This is a genomic window from Streptacidiphilus monticola, from assembly GCF_042658505.1.
GTDB classification, from domain to species: domain Bacteria; phylum Actinomycetota; class Actinomycetes; order Streptomycetales; family Streptomycetaceae; genus Streptacidiphilus; species Streptacidiphilus monticola.
The window spans coordinates 94795-111341 of sequence record NZ_JBHSQJ010000007.1; the positions used below are offsets into that span (position 1 = coordinate 94795).

The following is a 16547-nucleotide window of genomic DNA, read 5'->3' on the forward strand; positions in this document are numbered from 1 at the left end:
GATGCCATGAGCGAGATGCACCGGAACCCCGAAGGCGAGCCGGACCACACCCCCGTGCCGCCGATGCCGCAGTACGCGCCGCAGACCCCGGCGCCCGCGCCCAGCACCGGGTACTACTACCAGGCCGACTTCAGCGCCGAGCCGCCCACCGTCGAGGGCGCCGCCCTCGCTGCGGAGGAGGCCCCGGCCGCGAAGAAGCGCAAGCTCCTCACCAAGCCCGCCCTGCTCGTCGCCGCCGTGGCGGTCATCTCCGCCCTCGCGGGCGGCGCGGCCGGCGGCGTCATCGGCTCGCAGAACCGCGCCAACGCCGGCGACTACAGCACCTCCGCCGTGGTCACCTCGGACAGCACGGGCTCCACCAACGTGTCCGCGATCGCCAAGGCGGTGACCCCCGCCGTGGTCACCATCACCGTGACCACGGGCAACGGCGAGGATCTCGGCACCGGCATCGTGCTGACGTCCACCGGGCAGATCCTGACGAACTACCACGTGATCTCCAGCGCGGTGGGCGGCGACGCCACCATCAAGATCACGTTCAGCGACGGCAAGACCACCACCGCCACCATCGTGGGCACCGACGCGAGCCTGGACGTCGCGGTGATCAAGGCGCAGAACGTCTCCGGCCTGACCACCGCCTCGCTCGGCGACTCCAGCAAGGTCGCGGTCGGCGACTCCGTCGTCGCCATCGGCAACCCGGACGGCCTGACCAACACCGTCACCTCGGGCATCGTCTCCGCGCTCAACCGCAAGGTCACCGTGGACGTCAGCGAGTCCACCACCCAGGACAACGGCGGCTTCGGACTGCCGTTCTGGCAGGGCCAGCAGGGCAACAACCGCAGTTCCTCCGGCCAGACCGCGACGTACTACGCCATCCAGACCGACGCCTCGCTGAACCCCGGCAACAGCGGCGGGCCGCTGCTCAACAGCTCGGGCCAGGTCGTCGGCATCAACGCCTCGATGTACAGCGACAGCTCCTCCGGCGGCAGCGGCTCCAGCTCCGCGGGCAGTGTGGGCCTCGGCTTCGCCATCCCGATCAACGCGGTGAAGGCCGTGCTGGGCGACCTGCAGGCCGGGAAGAACATCACCAGCTGAGGCCGGTGACGGACAATCAGCCCAAGAGCACACGGACGCGCCGAGAACGCCGAGACGTTGGAACCGACGGAGGAACCAGACATGACTGCCGCCGCCGAGGGCGAGGCCGCCGCCCGCATCCTGGTCGTGGATGACGAGCCCGCCCTGCGCGACGCGCTGGAGAGCAGCCTCGCCTTCGAGGGGTACGAGGTGACCACCGCGTCCGACGGCCTGGAGGCCCTGGACGCGGTGGCCGAACGGCAGCCGGACCTGGTCCTGCTCGACATCATGATGCCGCGCATGGACGGCCTCACGGCCGTCCGGCGGCTGCGCGCCCGGGGCGACAGCGTGCCCGTGCTCATGCTCACCGCGCGCGACGCGGTCGGCGACCGCGTCACCGGCCTGGACGTGGGCGCGGACGACTACCTGGCCAAGCCCTTCGAACTCGACGAGCTGCTGGCGCGGGTGCGCGCCCTGCTGCGGCGCTCCGCGCTGGTGCGCGGGGGCGCGGGCGAGAAGGAGCCGGAGGAGGTGCTGCGGTTCGAGGATCTGGAGATGAACACCAGCACGCGCGAGGTGACCCGGGCCGGCAAGCCGGTGGAGCTGACGCGGACCGAGTACATGCTGCTGGAGATGTTCCTGTCCCACCCGCGGCAGGTGCTGACGAGGGAGCAGATCCTGAAGGCGGTCTGGGGCTTCGACTTCGAACCCACGTCCAACTCGCTGGACGTGTACGTCATGTACCTCCGCCGCAAGACCGAGGCCGGCGGCCTGCCCCGCCTCGTCCACACCGTGAGGGGCGTCGGGTACGCCCTGCGTGCGTCATGAGCGAGGACGCACGTCACAGCCGCTTCTCCCGGATGCCGCTGCGCGGTCGGCTGGCGGTCCTGACGGCGGCGGCGGTCGCGGTGGCGGTGGTGCTGTTCGCGTTCGCGAGCTGGTTCTTCGCGAAGCAGCAGATGATGAACCAGGTGCGGGACAGCCTGCAGCAGAACGCACCGACCAGCACAAGCGACCCGAACCTGTCGCGCAAGATCGACCAGTGGTGCGCCGGAGGGCAGCCCTTCGACCAGGCGAAGACGACCCCGACCGTCATCGTCGCGAACGGCAAGTCCTGTCCTACCAATGACAAACGCGCCGTAGTGATCACCCAGGCTGACCGGAACGTGGCCAAGAGCCAGGGCACCGACCGCCAGCCGGCCACCACGTTGCACACCGGGCAGACGCAAGCGGGCACCCCCGTGCTCGTCTACACGGTCAGCTTGGGCCAGTTCGTCCTCTACGACGCCAACGGCAACCCCGTGGGCACCACCACGGCCGCCGTCGCCTTCTCCGCGTCGCTGGAGCCGGTCAACCACGCGCTGACGACCCTCGCCATCATCCTCGCGACGGTGGCCCTCATCGTGATCCTCGGGGCGGCCGCACTGGCGGCCTGGGTCGCCCGGGCCGCGCTCCGCCCCGTCGACAAGCTCACCGAGGCCGTGGAACACATCGCCCGGACCGAGGAGTTGGGGACCACCATCCCCGTCGAGGGGAAGGACGAGATCGCGCGGCTCTCGGAGTCGTTCAACTCGATGAGCACCGCCCTCGCCTCCTCCCGGGAGCGGCAGTCCCAGCTGATCGCCGATGCGGGGCACGAGCTGCGCACACCCCTCACCTCCCTCCGCACCAACGTCGACCTCCTGGTCCGCAGTGAGGAGACCGGGCGGGCGCTCCCGGCGGAGACGCACAGCAGGCTCCTGCGCAACATGAAGGCGCAGATGGGCGAGTTGTCCACGCTCATCGGGGACCTGCTGGAACTCTCCCGCCCCGCCCGGCCCAAGGGAGCCTCCCCGCTCCAGGTCGTGGCGCTGCACGACATCGTCACCCGTGCGCTCGAACGTGCCCGGCTGCGCGGGCCGGGGCTGAGGTTCGACGTCCGACTGGAGCCCTGGTTCGTGCGGGCCGATCCGCACACCCTTGAACGCGCCGTGATCAACCTGCTCGACAACGCCGTGAAGTTCAGCCCGGCCGAGGGGACCATCGAAGTCCGGCTGAAGTTCGGCGAGCTGACGGTCCGTGACCACGGGCCCGGTATCCCCGTCGAGGATCTGCCGCACGTCTTCGAGCGGTTCTGGCGGTCGCCCTCCGCCCGGCAGCTGCCCGGGTCCGGGCTCGGGCTCGCCATCGTCGCGCAGACGATCCGGGACGCCGGCGGCGAGGTCTCCCTCGCCACCGTCTCCCCCGGCGCGCTGGCCACCGTCCGGCTGCCCGGCGCCCCGACACCGCCGCCGGAGCTGCCGGAACTCCCGGAACTTCCGTCCACGATGTGAAATCAATTGTCCCGCCATATGGATGACGGACCATCATGGCGGGCATGGACGCTCCCCCTCCGAATCGCTGGCTGATGCTGGCTCTGGGCACCGCCGCCCAGACCAGCGCGTTCGTCTTCGTCTACGGGCTGCCCTACCTGATCCCGGAACTGCGCTCCGCCGAGCACCTGACGCTCGCCCAGGCGGGGGCGGTGGTCGCCACGCCGACCGCGGGGCTGCTGCTCGCGCTCTACGCCTGGGGCGCGGCCACCGACCGCTGGGGCGAGCGGATCGTCCTGACCACGGGCCTCGGGCTGGGGACGGTCGCCCTGGCGGCGACGCCGGCCGCGCACGGGCTGGCGCTGCTGTCCCTGCTGTTCGCCCTGGCGGGAGCCGCCGGGGCGAGCGTCTCGGCGGCGAGCGGACGGGTCGTCCTGGGCTGGTTCCCGCCCGAGCAGCGGGGGCTGGCGATGGGCCTGCGGCAGACGTCGACGCCGCTGAGCATGCTGGTCGCGGCCGTGACCATGCCCCCGCTGGCCCAGGCCTACGGCCTGCGTGGCGCGCTGGCGTTCGCGGCCGGGCTGTGCGGTCTGATGGCCGTGCTGGTCGCACTGTGCGTGGTGGACCCGCCGCGCCCGCCGAAGTCGCCGGCCGGCGGTGAGCGCCCGCGCTCGCCCTATCGGGAAGCCCGGCTGTGGCGGATCCACGGGGCGAGCGCGCTGATGGTCTGGCCGCAGTTCACGGTCGGGGCGTTCGGCCTGGTCTACCTGACGGACGTGTGCGGCTGGTCGGCGGTGACGGCCGGTCAGTTCATGGCGGTGGGGCAGGCGTTCGCGGCGGTCTGCCGGGTCGGCGCGGGGCAGTGGTCGGACCGGGTCGGCTCCCGGCTGCGGCCGATGCGCACGCTGGCGGTGGCCGTGGGCGCACTGTGCCTGCTGCTGGCCGCGTTCGCCCACGTGAGGTGGGTGGCCGTGCCCGTGCTGATCGTCCTGTGCGGGCTCTCGGCAAGCACGAACGGACTGTCCTTCACCTCGGTGGCCGAGCTGGCCGGCCCGCACTGGGCGGGCCGCACGCTGGCCGTCCAGAACACCGGCCAGAACCTGACGGCGAGTCTGTGCCCGCCCGTCGTCGGAGCGTTGATCGCCGCCGCGGGCTACGGCCCCGCCTTCGCGGTGGCCGGAGCGTGTGCCCTGACCGCGATCGGGACGCTGCCGCCCCGCTCGGGGCGGGCGGGGGGCGGGACCACCCTCCCCCGGCCCTCGGCCCGGGATGCCGCCACGGCGGGAGGCGCCCCCAGCGCGGGGAGCCCCGCCCCGGGTGGTCCGACCGGAAGGTGAGGCCGGACCACCACGGAAGCGGGCCGGTCGCACCCACGCGGCCGAGTCGCACCCCGGGCGACCGCCCGGCGCCCCTGACGGGCCGCGCAACGGAACGTAGGCTCCGAGCATGGACCTTGTGATCGTGAAGGCGCTGGACGACGCGCAGCGGGAGGCCGTCGCGACCCTGCTCGCGCTCGCCGCCGAGAAGGACGGGCGCCACGCCGTCTCCGAGGCGGGGCGGCTGAACCTGCGCGCTCCGCGCGAGGGCGTCCGGCACCTCCTGCAGTGCGACGAGAGCGTCGAGCTCGTCGGCTACGCGCAGCTGGACGCGGAGGACACCGCCGAGCTGGTCGTCCTCCCGGCCCGCCGGGGCCGGGGCTTCGGGAAGGCGCTGCTCGTCGGCGTGCTGCAGGAGGGCGCCAAGCAGGTGTGGGCCCACGGGGGCCATCCCGCCGCCCGGCACCTGGCCGACGAGGCCGGGCTGGAGCTGGTCCGCGAGCTGCGGCAGATGCGGCGCCCGCTGCCCTTCGACCAGGCGCTCCCTCCCGTCCCCGCCGGGGTCTCGCTGCGCACCTTCGTCCCCGGGCAGGACGAGGAGGCCTGGCTCGCGCTGAACGCGCGGGCCTTCGCCCACCATCCCGAGCAGGGGTCATGGACCCTGCGCGACCTCACCGAGCGCGAGGCCGAGCCGTGGTTCGACCCGCGCGGCTTCTTCCTGGCCGAGCGCGGCGGCGTGCTCGTCGGCTTCCACTGGACCAAGGCGGAGGACGGCCTGGGCGAGGTCTACGTGGTCGGTGTGAGCCCTGACGAACAGGGGAACGGGTTGGGCAAGGCGCTGACGTCCGTCGGACTGCACCACCTCGGCGACACCCTCGGGCTCCCTGCCGTCCTGCTGTACGTGGACGCCGACAACACCGCGGCGGTCCGGGTGTACGAAGGACTGGGTTTCACGCTGCACGAGGTGGACCTGCAGTACCGGGTCCGCAGCTGACGCGTCGGGCTCAGCTTTCCTGCAGGCCACGCTGTATTTACCTTGAGTTCAGACGCCGTTGCAAAGATCACGAAATGCAATCCGTACAGGCTCCGCGACCCGGGCACCGGCCGTTGACGATGCCCTTCGTGGAGCCCGCACCGGATGAGGCCACGCCGGAGGAGCTGCCCGACATGTCCGCCCGCCCCGCGTACCCCCTTCAGCCCAACGCGGCCACCACGGTGCGCGTCCCCGACTCCCTCGGCCGAGCGGAACTGGCCACGCCGGCGGACGAGCTCCCGGCCGGGCGGTTCCTGGACCGGGAGCGCAGCTGGCTCGCGTTCAACGAGCGGGTGCTGGAGCTCGCGGAGGACCCGGAGACGCCGCTGCTCGAAAGGGCCAAGTTCCTCGCCATCTTCGCGTCCAACCTGGACGAGTTCTTCATGGTCCGGGTGGCCGGCCTCAAGCGCCGCATCGCCACCGGCGTCGCCCAGCGCAGCGCCAGCGGCCTGCAGCCGCGCGAGGTGCTGGACCTGATATGGACCCGGTCGCGCGAGCTGATGGCCCGTCATGCCGCGTGCTTCCACCAGGACGTGCTGCCGGAGCTGGCCGCCGAGGGCATCGAGCTGGTGCGCTGGAACGAGCTGACCGACCAGGAGCAGGGCCGGCTGCTGACGCTGTTCCGGCAGCAGATCTTCCCGGTGCTGACCCCCCTCGCGGTGGACCCGGCGCATCCCTTCCCGTACATCTCGGGGCTCTCGCTCAACCTGGCCGTGGTGGTCCGCAACCCGGTCAGCGGCCACAAGCACTTCGCCCGGGTCAAGGTGCCGCAGTCGCTCAACCGCTTCCTGGAGGCGTCGCCGCAGCGCTACGTCCCGCTGGAGGACGTGATGGGCGCGCACCTGGAGGAGCTGTTCCCGGGCATGGAGGTGCTGGAGCACCACGCCTTCCGGGTCACCCGCAACGAGGACCTCGAGGTCGAGGAGGACGACACCGAGAACATCCTCAAGGCCCTGGAGAAGGAGCTGATGCGGCGGCGCTTCGGTCCGCCGGTCCGGCTGGAGGTCGAGGAGTCCATCGACCCCTACGTACTGGACCTGCTGGTCCGCGAGCTCAACATCTCCGAGGCCGAGGTCTACCCGCTGCCCGGCCCGCTGGACCTGACCGGCCTCTTCGCCATCGCGTCCCTGGACCGCCCGGAGCTGAAGTACCAGCCGTTCGTGCCGGTCACCGCGCGCGGCCTGACGGACGTCGAGTCCGCGTCGCAGCCCGACATCTTCGCCGCCGTGCGCGAGCGGGACGTGCTGCTGCACCACCCCTACGACTCCTTCTCCACCTCCGTCCAGGCCTTCCTGGAGCAGGCCGCCGCCGACCCGAACGTGCTGGCCATCAAGCAGACGCTGTACCGGACCTCCGGCGACTCGCCGATCGTGGACGCGCTGATCGACGCCGCCGAGGCCGGCAAGCAGGTGCTGGTCCTGGTCGAGATCAAGGCCCGCTTCGACGAGCAGGCCAACATCAAGTGGGCCCGCAAGCTGGAGGAGGCCGGCTGCCACGTCGTCTACGGCCTGATCGGGCTGAAGACGCACTGCAAGCTCTCCCTGGTGGTCCGTCAGGAGGGCGACACGCTGCGGCGCTACGCCCATGTCGGCACCGGCAACTACCACCCGAAGACCGCCCGGCTCTACGAGGACCTGGGCATCCTGACCGCCGACCCGCAGGTCGGCGCGGACCTCTCGGACCTGTTCAACCGGCTCTCCGGCTACTCCCGCCGCGAGTCGTACCGGCGCCTGCTGGTCGCGCCCCGCTCGCTGCGGCAGGGCCTGGTCTCCCGGATCCACGAGGAGATCGCCCACCACCGGGCGGGCCGCCCGGCCCGGGTGCAGATCAAGGTCAACTCGATCGTGGACGAGGCCGTCATCGACGCCCTCTACCGCGCCTCCCAGGAGGGCGTGCCGGTGGACGTCTGGGTGCGCGGCATCTGCGCGATCCGGCCCGGCGTCCCCGGCCTGTCCGAGAACATCCGGGTGCGCAGCGTCCTCGGCCGATTCCTGGAGCACTCGCGGGTCTTCGTCTTCGCCGGCGGCGGCGACCCCGAAGTCTGGATCGGCAGCGCCGACATGATGCACCGCAACCTCGACCGCCGGATCGAGACGCTGCTCCGGGTCACCGACCCCGGCCACCGCGCCGAGCTGACCAGGCTGATCGAACTCGGCATGGCCGACGACACCTCCTCCTGGCACCTGGGCCCCGAAGGCTCGTGGACCCGCCACTCCCACGACGCGGACGGAAAGCCGCTGCGCAACGTCCAGGAACTGTTCATCGACTCCCGCCGCCGCAGCCGGACCGCGGCCAGTGACTGACGACCGCCCGACTCAGACGGATCACGGGGACTTACGCACATGACCGAGGCGACCTCGGCCGAGAGCCTGCTCGGCGCCCACCTGGCCGCGCAGGCCGGGCTGTTCCTGCGCACGCTGCCCGACGTCCGGCAGGGCAATCTGCGCAGAGTGGGCGGCGCGCTGCACACCTTCGGGGAGCTGCTCGACGCGGACTGGGCGCGGCAGTTGGCGGCCGACCTGGCCACCCTGAGCGAGGTGCTGGGCGCGGAGCAGGCCCACGGCCGCCGCCTGGTCCGACTGCTCGCCTCGATCGACTCGCTGACCAGCGCCGAGGCCGCGGTCCCCGGGCCGCGTGCCGAAGGCGGCACCGGGCGCGAGGCGGTCGGACTGCTCGCGGGCCATCCGGGGGCACCCAAGGCGCGGGCGCTGATGGAGCGTCAGGTCAGCCTCGCCCGTTCCCGCGCGCACAGCGCCCGGCTGCAGGAGCTGGGCTCGGCCCGCTTCCACGCGCTGGCCGACCGGATGACGCTGCTCGCCTCCGACCTGCCGCTGCGCGACCGCAGCGGGGACCGGCAGCCCGCCGAGGCACTGCTCCCCGCCGTCCGGGCCACGCTGCAGGAGCTGGCGGAGAGCGTCGCCGAACTGCCGCTGGAGCGGGCCGCCACCCCGTACAACCGGGACGCCCTGCACCGGCTCGGCGGCACGGTCACCCCGGAGAGCACCGAGAGCGACGACCTGCCCTGGCGCCAGGTCCACACCCGGGTGCTGAGGGCCCGCTACGCCGTGGAGGCCGTGCAGCCGCTGCTCGGCGCGGCGGCCGAGCGTCCGCTCGAACTGCTGCGCGGCTACGGCGATCTGCTGGAGCGTCAGGCGGAGGCCGCCGCGGCGGCCGAGGCGGCGGCCGGTGCGGCGCGCACCCCGCGGATCACTCCGGCGACGGCGTACGTGCTGGGCGTGGTGCATGCTGATCAACGCCTGGAGGTCGAGGCCGCGCGCCACGCCTTCGGCGTCAGCTGGCCCGACCTCGCGCACTCCGGATGGCTCACCGACCCATGGCTCGCCCGATCGAACTGAAGAAGCTGGTCCGCGCCGCTGGAGTGGTGCTCTGGCGGACCGGCCCGCACGGCGTCGCCGAGCTGGCCCTGGTGCACCGGCCCAAGTACGACGACTGGACCTTCCCCAAAGGGAAGCTGGAGCCCGGGGAACGCCACCGTGAAGCCGCGGTGCGCGAGGCGCTGGAGGAGACCGGCTACCGGGTCGCGCTGGGCGAGCGGTTGCCGACCACCCGCTATCCGGTGCGCGGCGGCCGGCTGAAGCGGGTCCGCTACTGGGCCGCGGTCCGGATCTCCGGCTGCTTCGTCCCCGGCCGCGAGGTGGACGAGCTGCGCTGGCTGCCCGTCGACGAGGCCCGTGCGCTGCTCAGTTACGACCACGACCGGGAGCTGGTGGACGCGATCAGGAAGTTCCTCCCGGAACGATTCTGAGGCCTCGCCGTGTCGAAACCGTTACTACCGGTCCGCGTATCCCGGTGTCCGTCCGAGGTTCACTCCCCGTTCATTTGTGCTGGCCTGGGGCTTCACCTGTCCTGCCTAACTTCTGGAGCGTCGGAAGGCCGCAGGCGCCTTCCAGCAGGACCTGAACGGGTTCCAGAACTCTTCTGGACCCTCTGTTCTCTCGAAAGGGACACCAGTGAAGCTCCAGCGGAACGGCCGCACCAAGGCCCTCGCCATCGGCGCCCTGGCGGTCGTCAGCTCGCTGACGCTCGCGGCGTGCGGCTCCGACAACAACTCGAACACCACCGCGAGCGGCTCGTCCGCCTCGGCCGCGTCCGGCTCCTCGGCCAACGCCGCCTGCGCCGGCGCCTCCGGCCAGCTGCTCGGCGCCGGCTCGACCGCCCAGGCCAACGCGGTGACCCAGTGGGTCAAGGACTTCCAGTCGCAGTGCTCCGGCGTCACGGTCACCTACAACGCCAACGGCTCCGGCGCGGGCGTGCAGAACTTCAACGCTGGCAAGATCGCGTTCGCGGGCTCCGACGCCGCGCTGAAGGACACCGAGATCGCCGACTCCAAGAAGGTCTGCACCGGCGGCCAGGGCATCGACCTGCCGATGATCGGCGGCCCGATCGCGGTCTCCTACAACCTGCCCGGCGTGACCGACCTGGTCCTCGACGGCTCCACCCTGGCGAAGATCTTCGACGGCAAGATCACCAAGTGGAACGACCCGGCCATCAAGGCGCTGAACCCCTCCGCCTCGCTGCCGGACCTGGCGATCCAGACCTTCCACCGCTCGGACGCCTCGGGCACCACCAAGAACTTCACCTCGTACCTGAACACCGTTGCCAAGAGCGACTTCCCGTACACGCCCGACAAGGCGTGGCCGGCCAAGGGCGGCCAGGCGGCCAACGGCTCCGCCGGTCTCGCGGCCCAGGTCAAGCAGGTCAAGGGGGCGATCTCGTACTTCGAGCTCTCCTACGCGACCCAGGGCAGCCTGTCCACGGTCAAGCTGAAGACCGCGTCCGGTGACGCCGTGGCCCCGACCACCGACGCCGCCACCGCGTTCATCGCCTCCGCCAAGCCCGCGGGCACCGGCAACGACCTGGCCCTGAAGCTGGACTACAACACCACCGCCAAGGGCGCCTACCCGCTGACCCTCGTCACCTACGAGATCGTCTGCGACAAGGGCAACAAGGCCGACACCCTGCCCGCCCTGAAGGCCTTCCTGAACTACACGGTCTCCAGCGCCGGCCAGCAGTCGGTCGTCAGCCTCGGCTACGTCCCGCTCCCGGCCGACCTGGCCGCCAAGGTCAAGGCCGAGATCGCCACCCTCGCCTGACGGACCGTCGACTCCGGGCGTCCCTGCCCCTCAGGGGGAGGGCAGGGACGCCCGGGCTCCGCTCCGACCCCACTCGACACCCAGTCCGGTGCACCGCCGCCAGGTGCGGCCCGCGGGCCGCGCCAACCAGACCGGAGACATGATGGACATCCCACGCAACACCAGTGCGCCGCCGCAGGATCCGCGTGAACCGCAGGACCCGACGCCGCAGGACATGCTGAACCCCTACGAGAACCTCACCTCCCTCGTCGACGCCACCGGCCGACGGGGTACCGGCGTGTCCGGGAGCGGTGTGAGCAGCGGCAAGGTCCGCATCGGCGACCGCGTCTTCTCCGGCCTCTCGCGCGGCTCGGGCGTGCTGCTGCTGGTCATCATGGCCGCCATCGCGGTCTTCCTGACCATCCGGGCCGGCTACGCGATCAGCGCCGACCACGGCAACTTCCTGACCACCGCCGACTGGCAGACGCAGAACGACCCGATCGTCTTCGGCGTCGCCGCCATCGCCACCGGCACCGTGGTCACCGCCGTCATCGCGATGGTCCTGGCCGTGCCGATCGCCGTCGGCATCGCCCTGTTCATCTCGCACTACGCACCGCGCCGGATCGCCCAGGGCCTCGGCTACGTGGTCGACCTGCTCGCCGCGGTGCCCTCGATCGTCTACGGCCTCTGGGGCGCGCTCTTCCTGGTGCCGCACATGCTGGGCGTCAACGCCTGGCTGAACCAGTACTTCGGCTGGACCTTCGTCTTCCACCAGCTGCAGCCCGGCGCCCAGCCGCGCAGCCTGTTCACCGTCGGCGTGCTGCTGGCCATCATGATCCTTCCGATCATCACCGCGGTGACCCGAGAGATCTTCCTCCAGGTGCCCCGGGCCCACGAGGAGGCAGCGCTGGCGCTCGGCGCCACCCGCTGGGAGGTGATCCGGACCGCCGTCCTCCCCTTCGGGCGCTCCGGCATCATCTCCGCGTCGATGCTCGGCCTGGGCCGCGCGCTCGGCGAGACCATGGCCGTCGCCACCGTGCTCTCCCCCAGCTACGTCATCAACTTCCACGTGCTGGACCCGGCCGGCTCCACCATCGCGCAGACCATCGCCACCCAGTTCGGCGAGGCCAGCACGGTCGGCCGGGACGCGCTGATCGCCGCCGGCCTGGTCCTCTTCGTCATCACTCTGCTGGTCAACAGCGGCGCCCGGCTGATCATCGCCCGCCGCAAGGAGTACTCGGGGGCTGACGCCTGATGAGCACACAGGTCCTCTCCCGCAAGGGCTCCCTGACGGAGCGTCGGCTGCCCAAGTGGAGCCCCGCCGCCACCGCGGTCGGCTCGCTGGCGGTCGCCGCCGGCATCGGCGCCGGCGCCGGACTCAGCAGCAAGCTCCAGTGGGTCCTCATCGGCCTGATCCTCTTCGTGGCCGCGCAGTACCTGCTCGCCGCCCGCGTCGAGGGTCGCCGCCAGGCCAAGAACGGCCTGGCCACCAGCCTGGTCTGGGTCGCCTTCCTGCTCGCCCTGCTGCCGCTGTTCGGCGTGCTCTGGATGACCATCCAGAAGGGCCTCAAGGTCGTCGACGGCAACTTCCTGACCCACTCGATGAACATGATCTCGCCGAACCAGGAGGGCGGCGGCCTCTACCACGCCCTGATCGGCACCCTGGAGCAGGTCGGCCTGGCCACCCTGTTCGCGGCCCCGGTCGGCATCCTGACGGCGGTCTACCTGGTCGAGTACGGCCGCAGCGGCAAGCTCGCCCGGGCGGTCAGCTTCTTCGTCGACGTGATGACGGGCGTCCCGTCGATCGTCGCCGGTCTCTTCGTCCTGTCGTTCTGGATCATCATCCTGAACCAGCCCTACACCGGCTTCGCCGGTGCGATCGCCCTGGCCATCCTGATGCTGCCGGTGGTCGTCCGCTCCACCGAGGAGATGCTCAAGCTCGTCCCGAACGAGCTGCGCGAGGCCAGCCTCGCGCTGGGCGTGCCGAAGTGGCTGACCATCGTCCGGATCGTGCTGCCGACCGCGATCGGCGGCATCACCACCGGCCTGATGCTGGCCATCGCCCGCATCATCGGTGAGACCGCGCCGATCATCATGCTGGTCTTCGGCTCCGACGTGATCAACAACGACCCGTTCAACGGCCCGCAGTCCTCGCTCCCCCTCTACGTGTGGACCGAGTACAACCGCGGCACCGAGCAGAGCACGGCGCGTGCCTGGGGCGGCGCGCTGGTCCTGATCGCGGTCGTCATGATCCTCAACCTGGTGGCGCGCGGCATCGCGCGCTGGAAGGCCCCCAAGGGAAGCCGCTAGTCGCGGCGCTGGGCAACAGAGACTTCCGGAACGAAAGAAGATTTGATCACCATGGCCAAGCGCATCGACGTCAGTGGTCTGAACGCCTACTACGGCGGCTTCCGGGCCGTCGAGGACATCTCGATGACCATCGAGCCCCGCACCGTCACGGCCTTCATCGGCCCCTCCGGCTGCGGCAAGTCCACCTTCCTGCGCACGCTCAACCGCATGCACGAGGTCATCCCCGGCGCCCGGGTCGAGGGCAAGGTCTTCCTCGACGACGAGAACCTCTACGGCGCCAACGTCGACCCGGTCGCCGTCCGGCGGACCGTCGGCATGGTCTTCCAGCGGCCGAACCCGTTCCCGACCATGTCCATCAAGGAGAACGTGGCAGCCGGGCTGAAGCTCAACGGTGTCCGCAGCAAGAAGCTGATCGACGAGGCCGTCGAGCGCTCGCTGCGCGGCGCGAACCTGTGGAACGAGGTCAAGGACCGCCTGGACAAGCCCGGCGCGGGCCTGTCCGGCGGCCAGCAGCAGCGCCTGTGCATCGCGCGGGCGATCGCGGTCGAGCCGCAGGTGCTGCTGATGGACGAGCCCTGCTCGGCGCTGGACCCGATCTCCACGCTCGCGATCGAGGACCTGATCGGCGAGCTCAAGGAGACCTACACGATCGTCATCGTCACCCACAACATGCAGCAGGCGGCGCGGGTGAGCGACCGGACGGCGTTCTTCAACCTGGCGGGGGTCGGGCAGCCCGGCCGGCTCATCGAGATCGACTCGACGCAGAAGATCTTCTCGAACCCGTCGGTGCAGGCGACCGAGGACTACATCTCCGGCCGGTTCGGATAGCCCCACTGACTCTCCCCGGCGCTACTGGCGGTGCCGCCGGGGAGACCACCGAGGCCCGCCCCTGGATACGCACCAGGGGCGGGCCTTTTTTGACGACCGATCAGTTGCACTCTCCCCAGGGGCGCGGGGAACTGCGCGAGCAACACCACCCGGGGAGGTTCGGCCCGTTGCTCGGGGACGGAGCTCCCCGAGTGGTGGGCCGGTCGCGCAGTTCCCCGCGCCCCGCGGGGGCTCTGCGACTAGCCGACGACGGCCCAGCTGATCCAGAAGATGATCGCGGCGACCAGCCCCGCGGCCGGCATCGTGATGAACCAGCCCAGGACGATGTCCCGGGCGACGCCCCACCGCACCGCGCGCACGCGCTTCGTCGCGCCGACACCCATGATCGCCGAGGTGATCACGTGCGTGGTGGACACCGGGACCTTGAACGCGTAGGACGTGATGTAGAGGATCGACGCCGCCACCGACTCCGCCGCGAAGCCCTGGGGCGGGTCGAGTTCGATGATCCGTCGGCCCAGGGTGCGCATGATCCGCCAACCGCCGGCCCAGGTGCCCAGCGACAGCACCACCGCCGTCGAGGCCTTCACCCAGATCGGGATCTCCGATCCCGTGTGGTGGCCGGAGATCGTCAGCGCCATCACCACGACGCCCATGGTCTTCTGCGAGTCCTGCAGGCCGTGGCCCAGCGCCATCGCCGCCGCGGAAACCGTCTGCGCCACACGGAAGTTGCGCTTGGCCCGGTGCGGGTTGGCCCGGCGGAAGATCCACATGATGGCCAGCATCACCAGGAAACCGCAGATCAGACCGACGATCGGCGAGGTCACCATGGGGACGACGACCTTCTCCCAGACGCCCGACCAGATCACCGTCGTGCCGCCCGCCAGCGCCGCGCCCACCATGCCGCCGAAGAGGGCGTGCGAGGAGGACGAGGGCAGGCCGAAGTACCAGGTGACCAGGTTCCAGGCGATCGCGCCGATCAGCGCGGCCCACAGGATGACCATCCCGTGGTGGCCCTTGGGCGTCTCGATGATGCCCTTGCTCACCGTCGCCGCCACGCCCTCGCCGAGGAACGCACCGGCCAGGTTCATCACCGCGGCCATCAGCAGCGCGGCCTTGGGGGTGAGCGCCCGGGTGGAGACCGACGTCGCGATGGCGTTCGCGGAGTCGTGGAAGCCGTTGGTGTAGGCGAAGCCGAAGGCCACGCCGACGACCAGGACGAGTCCGAAGATGTCCACGGAGCTCAGGACTCCTTGACGGCGATGGTCTCCACCGTGTTCGCCACGTGCTCGAACGCGTCGGCTGCTTCCTCCAGCACGTCCACGACCTGCTTGAGCTTGAGCACCTCGATGGCGTCGAAGCTGCCGTCGAAGAGGTGCGCGAGCAGCTTGCGGTGGATCTGGTCCGCCTGGTTCTCCAGCCGGTTGACCTCGATCCAGTACTCGGTGAGGTTGTCCATCGTGCGCAGGTTCGGCATCGCCGCCGCGGTCAGCTCCGCGGCGCGGGCGAGCACCTCGATCTGCTGCTCGACGCCCTTGGGCAGGGTGTCGATGCCGTAGAGGACGACCAGGTCGACGGCCTCCTCCATGAAGTCCATGATGTCGTCGAGCGAGGAGGCCAGGCTGTAGATGTCCTCGCGGTCGAACGGCGTGATGAAGGACGAGTTGAGCTGGTGGAAGATCGCGTGGGTGTGCTCGTCGCCCGCGTGCTCGGCGGCGCGCATCCGGTCGGCGATCTCCGACCGCGCGGCGACGTCGGCGCCGAGCAGTTCCAGCAGGAGCTTGGAGCCCGTGACAAGGTTCGCGCCGGCGGCGGCGAACATGTCGTAGAAGCTCGTCTCCCGGGGGGTCAGACGAATTCGCACAAAAGTCTCCGAGGTACAGGGTGCGGTCGTAGCGATGCTAGGCGCTGCGTGCGGTCATTGCGCAAACCGGGGGCCCCGTGCCGACCCGCCGAGCCGGAAAACCATCCTTGCGCACGAACGCGCCGACGGATCCGGCCGTGCACCCAGCGAGACTCTTTTGTGACTGCGCCCGCGCCCCCTGCGCCGCCCTACCATGGAGCCGTGGAGGACACGGTGGAGCAGCCCAAGGCGCACGGCCCGCACGGCTACAGCGCCCGCAAGGACGACCACGTGAAGCGGCTGCGCCGGATCGAGGGTCAGATCCGGGGCCTGCAACGGATGGTGGAGCAGGACGAGTACTGCATCGACATCCTCACCCAGGTGTCGGCGAGCACCAAGGCGCTCCAGTCCTTCGCCCTCAGCCTGCTCGAGGAGCACCTGCGGCACTGCGTCGCCGACGCCGTGGAGCACGGTGGCCCCGAGGCCGACGACAAGGTCGCCGAGGCGACCGCCGCCATCGCCCGGCTGCTGCGGAGCTGACTAGCCGGCAGCTGACGGCGCGTCATCCGGGGTGCGCTGGGCCGGGACGCGAGGGCGTTCCACGCCGATGATCTGGTCGATGCGCTCGGCCGGCAGTTGCTCCTCCTCGGTCGCGGACGCGGCGATGATGAGGTTGCTGTACATCTCGATCTCGGCGAGGGCGACCGGGTCGTGCGCTGCCACACGCCCACCTCCTCTCCTGCCGGGCTCCCGAACCCTGACAGA

16 protein-coding genes are annotated in these 16547 nt (G+C 70.9%); 13 read left to right on the forward strand and 3 right to left on the reverse strand.

The features are described from left to right. Window positions 1-6 precede the first annotated feature (6 nt). The 12 genes from ACFP3V_RS02500 to pstB all read left to right on the forward strand — a co-directional run bounded on the left by ACFP3V_RS02500 (window position 7) and on the right by pstB (window position 13942). Window positions 7-1092 (forward strand): S1C family serine protease, encoded by a 1086-nt coding sequence (locus ACFP3V_RS02500; protein ID WP_380579167.1) that lies wholly within the window; start codon window positions 7-9, stop codon window positions 1090-1092. A gap of 81 nt (window positions 1093-1173) precedes the next feature. Further along, a complete protein-coding gene (locus ACFP3V_RS02505) occupies window positions 1174-1899 on the forward strand; it encodes a response regulator transcription factor (RefSeq protein ID WP_380579169.1) in 726 nt (241 codons plus the stop codon). Beyond that, window positions 1896-3383 carry a sensor histidine kinase gene (locus tag ACFP3V_RS02510; RefSeq protein ID WP_380579171.1) on the forward strand — a complete coding sequence of 496 codons (1488 nt, stop codon included), beginning with the start codon at window positions 1896-1898 and terminating at the stop codon, window positions 3381-3383. Before ACFP3V_RS02505 ends, ACFP3V_RS02510 begins: the two co-directional genes overlap by 4 nt. Window positions 3384-3427: 44 nt before the next feature. Continuing rightward, the gene (locus ACFP3V_RS02515; protein WP_380579173.1) at window positions 3428-4699 is read left to right on the forward strand and encodes an MFS transporter; all 1272 of its coding nucleotides are present in this window, start codon (window positions 3428-3430) and stop codon (window positions 4697-4699) included. Window positions 4700-4808: 109 nt separating this feature from the next. Next, window positions 4809-5672 (forward strand): mycothiol synthase, encoded by an 864-nt coding sequence (gene mshD / locus ACFP3V_RS02520; RefSeq protein WP_380579175.1) that lies wholly within the window; start codon window positions 4809-4811, stop codon window positions 5670-5672. A gap of 119 nt (window positions 5673-5791) precedes the next feature. After that, window positions 5792-8014: an RNA degradosome polyphosphate kinase gene (locus ACFP3V_RS02525; RefSeq protein ID WP_380579238.1), complete on the forward strand. Its 2223-nt coding sequence runs from the start codon at window positions 5792-5794 to the stop codon at window positions 8012-8014. Between the two features lie 39 nt (window positions 8015-8053). Continuing rightward, window positions 8054-9067, forward strand: coding sequence for a CHAD domain-containing protein (locus ACFP3V_RS02530; RefSeq protein ID WP_380579177.1), 1014 nt, complete (start codon window positions 8054-8056; stop codon window positions 9065-9067). Beyond that, entirely contained in the window at window positions 9046-9477 is a 432-nt protein-coding gene (locus tag ACFP3V_RS02535) for an NUDIX hydrolase (RefSeq protein ID WP_380579178.1), read from the forward strand. The genes ACFP3V_RS02530 and ACFP3V_RS02535 overlap by 22 nt, the downstream gene beginning before the upstream one ends. Before the next feature lie 205 nt (window positions 9478-9682). Then, window positions 9683-10825 carry a phosphate ABC transporter substrate-binding protein PstS gene (gene pstS / locus ACFP3V_RS02540; protein ID WP_380579180.1) on the forward strand — a complete coding sequence of 381 codons (1143 nt, stop codon included), beginning with the start codon at window positions 9683-9685 and terminating at the stop codon, window positions 10823-10825. A 142-nt stretch (window positions 10826-10967) separates the two neighbouring features. Beyond that, window positions 10968-12059 carry a phosphate ABC transporter permease subunit PstC gene (pstC, locus tag ACFP3V_RS02545; protein ID WP_380579240.1) on the forward strand — a complete coding sequence of 364 codons (1092 nt, stop codon included), beginning with the start codon at window positions 10968-10970 and terminating at the stop codon, window positions 12057-12059. Further along, the gene (gene pstA / locus ACFP3V_RS02550) at window positions 12059-13114 is read left to right on the forward strand and encodes a phosphate ABC transporter permease PstA (RefSeq protein WP_380579183.1); all 1056 of its coding nucleotides are present in this window, start codon (window positions 12059-12061) and stop codon (window positions 13112-13114) included. Before pstC ends, pstA begins: the two co-directional genes overlap by 1 nt. Window positions 13115-13165: 51 nt before the next feature. Continuing rightward, entirely contained in the window at window positions 13166-13942 is a 777-nt protein-coding gene (gene pstB, locus ACFP3V_RS02555; RefSeq protein WP_380579185.1) for a phosphate ABC transporter ATP-binding protein PstB, read from the forward strand. 239 nt (window positions 13943-14181) lie between these two features. Here pstB and ACFP3V_RS02560 read toward each other — a convergent pair whose 3' ends face one another. Continuing rightward, a complete protein-coding gene (locus ACFP3V_RS02560) occupies window positions 14182-15177 on the reverse strand; it encodes an inorganic phosphate transporter (RefSeq protein ID WP_380579187.1) in 996 nt (331 codons plus the stop codon). A gap of 5 nt (window positions 15178-15182) precedes the next feature. Next, window positions 15183-15803: a DUF47 domain-containing protein gene (locus ACFP3V_RS02565; RefSeq protein ID WP_380579189.1), complete on the reverse strand. Its 621-nt coding sequence runs from the start codon at window positions 15801-15803 to the stop codon at window positions 15183-15185. Window positions 15804-16004: 201 nt separating this feature from the next. Between ACFP3V_RS02565 and ACFP3V_RS02570 the strand changes: the two genes are divergently transcribed. After that, window positions 16005-16322: a metal-sensitive transcriptional regulator gene (locus ACFP3V_RS02570; RefSeq protein WP_380579191.1), complete on the forward strand. Its 318-nt coding sequence runs from the start codon at window positions 16005-16007 to the stop codon at window positions 16320-16322. Here the strand turns inward: ACFP3V_RS02570 and ACFP3V_RS02575 are convergent, their stop codons facing one another. Beyond that, entirely contained in the window at window positions 16323-16505 is a 183-nt protein-coding gene (locus ACFP3V_RS02575) for a hypothetical protein (protein WP_380579193.1), read from the reverse strand. Between the last annotated feature and the right edge of the window lie 42 nt (window positions 16506-16547).

What these genes read in the sequence shown, in the direction of transcription:
- ACFP3V_RS02525 (WP_380579238.1), top strand. Translation starts at nt 5,792, where the DNA reads ATGCCCTTCGTGGAGCCCGCACCGGATGAGGCCACGCCGGAGGAGCTG.
- ACFP3V_RS02510 (WP_380579171.1), top strand. Translation starts at nt 1,896, where the DNA reads ATGAGCGAGGACGCACGTCACAGCCGCTTCTCCCGGATGCCGCTGCGC.
- ACFP3V_RS02505 (WP_380579169.1), top strand. Translation starts at nt 1,174, where the DNA reads ATGACTGCCGCCGCCGAGGGCGAGGCCGCCGCCCGCATCCTGGTCGTG.
- pstC (WP_380579240.1), top strand. Translation starts at nt 10,968, where the DNA reads ATGGACATCCCACGCAACACCAGTGCGCCGCCGCAGGATCCGCGTGAA.
- pstA (WP_380579183.1), top strand. Translation starts at nt 12,059, where the DNA reads ATGAGCACACAGGTCCTCTCCCGCAAGGGCTCCCTGACGGAGCGTCGG.
- ACFP3V_RS02530 (WP_380579177.1), top strand. Translation starts at nt 8,054, where the DNA reads ATGACCGAGGCGACCTCGGCCGAGAGCCTGCTCGGCGCCCACCTGGCC.
- pstB (WP_380579185.1), top strand. Translation starts at nt 13,166, where the DNA reads ATGGCCAAGCGCATCGACGTCAGTGGTCTGAACGCCTACTACGGCGGC.
- ACFP3V_RS02500 (WP_380579167.1), top strand. Translation starts at nt 7, where the DNA reads ATGAGCGAGATGCACCGGAACCCCGAAGGCGAGCCGGACCACACCCCC.
- ACFP3V_RS02535 (WP_380579178.1), top strand. Translation starts at nt 9,046, where the DNA reads ATGGCTCGCCCGATCGAACTGAAGAAGCTGGTCCGCGCCGCTGGAGTG.
- ACFP3V_RS02515 (WP_380579173.1), top strand. Translation starts at nt 3,428, where the DNA reads ATGGACGCTCCCCCTCCGAATCGCTGGCTGATGCTGGCTCTGGGCACC.
- mshD (WP_380579175.1), top strand. Translation starts at nt 4,809, where the DNA reads ATGGACCTTGTGATCGTGAAGGCGCTGGACGACGCGCAGCGGGAGGCC.